Source organism: Mesorhizobium sp. M1A.F.Ca.IN.020.06.1.1, from assembly GCF_004023265.1.
Taxonomy (GTDB): domain Bacteria; phylum Pseudomonadota; class Alphaproteobacteria; order Rhizobiales; family Rhizobiaceae; genus Mesorhizobium.
Genome location: NZ_RZSR01000342.1, coordinates 1 through 5545, shown reverse-complemented (window position 1 = coordinate 5545; position 5545 = coordinate 1). Strand labels below are relative to the sequence as shown.

The 5545-nt window shown below is 63.7% G+C and carries 6 protein-coding genes and 2 pseudogenes; 6 read left to right on the top strand and 2 right to left on the bottom strand.

Going from position 1 to position 5545, the window contains the following annotated elements; translation table 11 throughout:
• Positions 1-142: pseudogene (locus EOA60_RS39025) on the top strand (pyrimidine 5'-nucleotidase); the annotation flags it as partial.
• Positions 143-209: 67 nt separating this feature from the next.
• On the opposite strand, the gene EOA60_RS16450 reads toward EOA60_RS39025, so the two are convergent.
• Positions 210-1049 (bottom strand): LOG family protein, encoded by an 840-nt coding sequence (locus EOA60_RS16450; protein WP_082953833.1) that lies wholly within the window; start codon positions 1047-1049, stop codon positions 210-212.
• 143 nt (positions 1050-1192) lie between these two features.
• Here EOA60_RS16450 and dapD point away from each other — a divergent pair, with 143 nt between their 5' ends.
• The 3 genes from dapD to EOA60_RS16435 all read left to right on the top strand — a co-directional run bounded on the left by dapD (position 1193) and on the right by EOA60_RS16435 (position 2850).
• Positions 1193-2047 carry a 2,3,4,5-tetrahydropyridine-2,6-dicarboxylate N-succinyltransferase gene (gene dapD / locus EOA60_RS16445; protein WP_095825483.1) on the top strand — a complete coding sequence of 285 codons (855 nt, stop codon included), beginning with the start codon at positions 1193-1195 and terminating at the stop codon, positions 2045-2047.
• 70 nt (positions 2048-2117) lie between these two features.
• Positions 2118-2480: a DUF805 domain-containing protein gene (locus EOA60_RS16440; RefSeq protein WP_067323786.1), complete on the top strand. Its 363-nt coding sequence runs from the start codon at positions 2118-2120 to the stop codon at positions 2478-2480.
• Positions 2473-2850: a DUF805 domain-containing protein gene (locus tag EOA60_RS16435; RefSeq protein ID WP_128311610.1), complete on the top strand. Its 378-nt coding sequence runs from the start codon at positions 2473-2475 to the stop codon at positions 2848-2850. Before EOA60_RS16440 ends, EOA60_RS16435 begins: the two co-directional genes overlap by 8 nt.
• A 146-nt stretch (positions 2851-2996) precedes the next feature.
• On the opposite strand, the gene EOA60_RS16430 is transcribed toward EOA60_RS16435, so the two are convergent.
• A complete protein-coding gene (locus EOA60_RS16430) occupies positions 2997-4031 on the bottom strand; it encodes a 2-dehydropantoate 2-reductase (protein ID WP_095825482.1) in 1035 nt (344 codons plus the stop codon).
• Positions 4032-4149: 118 nt separating this feature from the next.
• Between EOA60_RS16430 and dapE the strand changes: the two genes are divergently transcribed.
• Both dapE and EOA60_RS16420 read left to right on the top strand, forming a co-directional pair.
• Positions 4150-5349 carry a succinyl-diaminopimelate desuccinylase gene (gene dapE, locus EOA60_RS16425; RefSeq protein ID WP_095799014.1) on the top strand — a complete coding sequence of 400 codons (1200 nt, stop codon included), beginning with the start codon at positions 4150-4152 and terminating at the stop codon, positions 5347-5349.
• Positions 5350-5351: 2 nt separating this feature from the next.
• A pseudogene (locus EOA60_RS16420) lies at positions 5352-5545 on the top strand (transporter); the annotation flags it as partial.

Here is a 5545-nt window from a genome sequence, read left to right as displayed (position 1 = left end):
GACGGTGCTGGTCGTGCCGCGCAATTTCGAGCCGACTTTCTCCGAGATCTGGGAGCGCGACCCGGCGAATGAGGACGACGTGGATTTCGTCACCGACGACCTCGCCGGCTTCCTGACGGCAATCGTCGAGGTTCCGGGCTGACCCAACTCCAGATTGCCGGCGCCGTCGTCAGAACTCGCTGGTCATTGCGGTAACGACGAGCGCGCACTCAGAGGCTGTAGAAGCGGCGAACGATGTCCCAGGCTTCGTCGGCGGTGTCGACGAAATCGATGATGTCCTGGTCGCCGGGCGAGATCGTGCCTTGCTCGGCAAGGAAGTCGAGGTCGATCGCCCGTTGCCAGAACGCCTTGCCGAACAGGATCACCGGCACGCGCTCCATGCGCCCGGTCTGGATCAGCGTCAGCGTCTCGAAGAATTCGTCCATCGTGCCGAAGCCGCCCGGAAACACGGCGACCGCCTTGGCGCGCATGACGAAATGCATCTTGCGGATTGCGAAATAGTGGAAGTTGAAGCAGAGCTCGGGCGTCACATAGGCGTTCGGCGCCTGCTCGTGCGGCAGCACGATGTTCAAGCCGATCGACGGCGCGCCAACATCGTCGGCGCCGCGATTGCCCGCCTCCATGACTCCCGGTCCGCCGCCGGTGACGACGACGAATTCGCGATAGTAGGACGTGGCCGACTGCTGCGAGCACAGCCGGGCGAACTTGCGCGCCTCTTCGTAATATTTGCTGTTCAGCTCGAGGTTCTTCTTCTGCGTCTCGTTCTTGGCGGCCCAGGCGGCGCCGCCCGGCTCGGGAAGCCGCGCCCCGCCGAACAGGATGACGGTCGAGCGGATGCCGCGCTCGGCAAGGATCATCTCCGGCTTCAAGAGCTCGAGCTGCAGGCGCACCGGACGCAATTCGCGCCGCGTCATGAAGTCGGGATCGTTCCAGGCCAGGCGATAGGTTTCGGCCCGCGTCTGCGGCGTGTCCGGCACGCTTTTCGACCGCTCGAGATCCTCGTCCGAATGGGGCAGCGGCGTCCAGCCCGCCTTTTCCATGGGTGTCATCGAATCCACCGTCCTAATTCCTTTACTTGCGCCGTCCCGTGACGCAGTCGCGATTGACCCCCATTAAGGCTTCACATAGGGTCCGCGCGATTTCAAAACAGGTTAAGGCGCAGGCCTTAACAGCTTTGTAATGGAGCAAATTCATGTCGAAGCCCGATCTGGCGAGCCTCGAAAAGACCATCGAAAAGGCCTTCGAGGAGCGCGATACGATTTCGACCGCGACCCGCGGCGAAACGCGCGACGCCATCCAGTCGGCGCTCGACTTGCTCGACCGCGGCGTGGTTCGCGTCGCCGAGCGGCAGGACGACGGCAAGTGGCTGGTCAACCAGTGGCTGAAGAAGGCGGTGCTGCTCTCCTTCCGGCTGAACCCGATGGAGATCATCAAGGGCGGCCCGGGCCACTCGGTATGGTGGGACAAGGTGCCGTCGAAGTTCGAGGGCTGGGGCGCGGTCGATTTCGAGAAGGCCGGCTTCCGCGCCGTGCCGTCCTCGGTCGTGCGCCGCTCGGCCTATGTTGCCCCGGGCGCGGTGCTGATGCCGTCCTTCGTCAATGTCGGCGCCTATGTCGATACAGGCACCATGGTCGACACCTGGGCCTCGGTCGGCTCTTGCGCCCAGATCGGCAAGAACGTGCATCTCTCCGGCGGCGTCGGCATTGGCGGCGTGCTGGAGCCGATGCAGGCCGGTCCGACCATCATCGAGGACAATTGCTTCATCGGCGCGCGCTCCGAGGTGGTCGAAGGCTGCATCGTGCGCGAAGGCTCGGTGCTCGGCATGGGCGTGTTCATCGGCCAGTCGACCAAGATCGTCGACCGCGCCACCGGCGAGGTCTTCTACGGTGAAGTGCCGGCAAATTCGGTGGTCGTCGCCGGCTCGCTGCCGGGCAAGCCGCTGCCAAATGGCGAGCCGGGCCCGAGCCTCTACTGCGCCGTCATCGTCAAGCGCGTCGACGCCGGGACCCGCTCCAAGACGTCGATCAACGAATTGCTGCGCGATTGATCTTTCCCGCGAACAGACGCACCCTCCGCCGGCGCGACATTCCGTCGCGCTGGTTCAACGGAGGGGCGTCATGGACTGGAAGTATCTGCTGACGAGTTTCGACGGCCGCATCAACCGGGCCAAGTTCTGGGCCGGCATCGGCATATTCATCGTCATCGCCATCATTGCGTTCATTCTCGACTCGATCCTCGGCACACGTTTCACCACCGCCGGCGGCGACCAGATCGGCATCCTCGGCATCCTGGTCGCGCTGGCATCGATCTATTTCGCGATTGCTCTCTATGCCAAACGCTGGCACGACCGTAACAAGTCGGGCTGGTGGACACTGATCGGCCTTATACCCATCATCGGCGGCATCTGGCTGCTCATCGAACTGGGCATGCTCGAAGGCACCAGGGGCGCCAATCAATACGGACCGGACCCGCTTGCCTGAAAAAGCAGACTTCATCTGGCTCTTCTTCAAAACCTCGGGCCGCGTCAGCCGCGCGGCTTATTTTCTCGGCGGATTGCTGGTTGCTATCGTCCAGGCCTTTCCGCTTTATCGCTTCACGCTGGTGCCGGAAGGTTCGGCCGAGAGCAACATGTGGTCGTTCGTCTTCTTCCTCACGTTCCTCGCCTCGTTGTGGTCGAACGTCGTGCTGGCAGTGAAGCGGCTGCACGACCTCGACAAGCCGGGCATCGCGGCGCTGGTGCTGTTCGTTCCCGTCGTGTCGCTCGTTGCCTTCCTGGTGCTCTGCCTGTTTCCGGGACAGCCCGGATCCAATCGCTACGGCAGCCGCACGAATGCGCCGGCCGACCGCTAGCGCCGGATGATTTTTAGGTCGTTTCGACCTCAAATCTGATCCGGCTCTAAATCACAGAGATAACGCGTGATGTAATCGGTCGACGATGTCGCCATCCTTGGCGTCAACGAGACCGAGAATTTGAGCTCGAACCTGTCGCGCAAATATCACGCTGATCGAGGACCGCGGCTGACCTCGTCGGGCGTCAATCCGGGCGGACCGCGCCTGTCCGCTTCCGCCTGACGCACCAGCGCCATGATGCGCTTCGTCACAGGCGCCGGCACGCCGGTCTTTTGCGCGAGCCGCAGTATCGCTCCCTGCAATTCGTCGACCTCGGTCGGCCGACGACGATGGAGATCGTCCCACATCGAGGAGCGCGCCTTGGGGTCGATCGCCAGCAGCCGCCGGGCCAGGATTCCGAACAGCCAGTCCGGAAGCCGCAGCACTTTCGGCAGCAGCCATGGGGGCGGCCCAGCGATGCGCGCCGGCTCGATACGACAAGCTTTCATTGCGGCCAGCGCCTCGTCGATCTGGTCCGCCAGAATGACGCGCCAGCCGCGGTCCGCCAATTCGGTCGCCAGCGGCAGATCGGAGAGCGCGACCAGCGCATTGTTGAGGTTCATCAGCAGTTTGCTCCACTGCACCGCCCTCATGTCGGCATGGGTTTCGACCCCAAGTCCTTCGACATTGAGCAGTGCTGAAAGGCCGGGCTCAGTATTCTCGATGATGACCATGCCGTCGCTGGCGCGGCGGACGCTCAACGGCGTCTCGCCATCCGGCGATTGCACGACGTTGAACGCAACCATACCGGCAAGCACGCGATGCGCGGGAAGCGCTCCACGCAGTTTGTCCGGATTGTCGACGCCATTCTGCAGGCTGATCACTATGGCATCGGGGCGGGCATGAGCCGCAACAAGCGCCGCCATCTCCTCGGTCGCGCCGCTCTTTACGGTGACCAGAACGATATCCGCGTTGCGCAGCGCCAGCGCCGGATCGTCGCTGACCGCCAGCGTCTCAGGCCCGATGCGTCTGTCGCGGCCGTCAAGATCGCTGATCCGCAGCCCGTCCTTGCGCAACGCCTCCACAATGCGGCCGCGGCCAAGGAAGACGACCTTACGCCCGGCGAGCGCTAGGCAGCCGCCGACATAGCAGCCGATGCTGCCGGCGCCGGCTATCGAGATCGTCTTTCCTTCTTTGGCCATGCGATCATCCCGTCCTGGCCCGCGCGACTATACGACACGACAACCATATTGTCGGCGGCTTGCTCGGCGAACATCTGCCACCGTGACAGGCCTGCCGCTTTCGACTATCGCTTTGCCCATGAAATTGCCGACCGACCCTGCCCAGAACCTTGCCGCCCTGATCCGCTGCCCTTCCGTGACGCCCGCCGAAGGCGGCGCGCTGCAGACCTTGGAAGACATGCTGAAGCCACTCGGCTTCGCCGTAGAGCGGCCGATATTCTCGGAAGATGGCACGCCGAACATCGAAAATCTCTATGCGCGCCGCTCCGGCAACGGCCCACATCTGATGTTTGCCGGCCATACCGACGTGGTGCCGGTCGGCGACGAGGCGGCGTGGACGCATCCGCCCTTTGCCGCCGAGATCGCCAATGGCGAGATGTATGGCCGCGGCGCCGTCGACATGAAAGGCGGCATCGCCTGCTTCATCGCCGCGGTGGCGCGCCACATCGAGAACAATGGCGGCCCGAAAGGCTCGGTCTCGCTGCTGATCACCGGCGACGAGGAAGGGCCGGCCATCAACGGCACGGTGAAGCTGCTCGACTGGGCTGCCGCCAAGGGCGAGAAATGGGACGCCTCGATCGTCGGCGAGCCGACCAATCCGGATGCGCTTGGCGATATGATCAAGATCGGCCGGCGCGGCTCGCTCTCCGGCAGCGTCATCGTCAATGGCCGTCAGGGCCACGCCGCCTATCCGCAACTTGCCGACAACCCGGTGCGCGGGCTTATGAGCCTTGTCGACGCGCTGCTCCATCCGGTGTTCGACAGGGGAACAAAGGATTTCCAGCCGACCAATCTGGAAGTGACGTCGATCGACGTCGGCAACCCGGCGACCAATGTCATCCCGGCCAAGGCCACCGCCACGTTCAACATCCGCTTCAACGACACTTGGGATGCCGAGACCGTCCAGGCCGAGATCCACAACCGGCTCGACCAGGCGGCGGGCCGCAAGAAATATCGGCCGGGCAAGAAGACCGCCGTCGACTACGAGGTTGTCTGGCGCGACCGGCCGAGCCATGTCTTCCTTACCCGCGACGAAAAGCTGATCGACACGCTGAGCGGTTCCGTGGCCGCGGTGGTCGGCAAGAGGCCTTCGCTCTCCACCTCCGGCGGCACTTCGGATGCGCGTTTCATCAAGGATTTTTGCCCGGTGGTCGAGTTCGGGCTGGTCGGCAAGACCATGCACATGGTCGACGAGCGCGTGGCGGTCGCCGATCTCGAGACGCTGACAGGGATATACGAGCGCTTTATCGAGGACTGGTTCGGACAAGGTCTGACGTGACCATGCTCTCAACGGACGAAACCTTTGCTTCGCTGGCCGGCGCCTGGCGGCTGATGCTCGGCAGGGCCGACGGCCTGCGCATGCTCGATCTGTCTGCGGACGGTTTCTGGAATTCCTTCTTCGCCATCGTCGTGGCGGCGCCGGCGCTGATCGTCGGCTGGGTCGGGATCGCCAATGAGCTAGGCGATCCGAATGC

Excerpts from the sequence above, each read along its gene's own strand:
- EOA60_RS16450 (WP_082953833.1), bottom strand. The coding sequence starts at position 1,049 with ATGACACCCATGGAAAAGGCGGGCTGGACGCCGCTGCCCCATTCGGAC.
- dapD (WP_095825483.1), top strand. The coding sequence starts at position 1,193 with ATGTCGAAGCCCGATCTGGCGAGCCTCGAAAAGACCATCGAAAAGGCC.
- EOA60_RS16440 (WP_067323786.1), top strand. The coding sequence starts at position 2,118 with ATGGACTGGAAGTATCTGCTGACGAGTTTCGACGGCCGCATCAACCGG.
- EOA60_RS16430 (WP_095825482.1), bottom strand. The coding sequence starts at position 4,031 with ATGGCCAAAGAAGGAAAGACGATCTCGATAGCCGGCGCCGGCAGCATC.
- dapE (WP_095799014.1), top strand. The coding sequence starts at position 4,150 with ATGAAATTGCCGACCGACCCTGCCCAGAACCTTGCCGCCCTGATCCGC.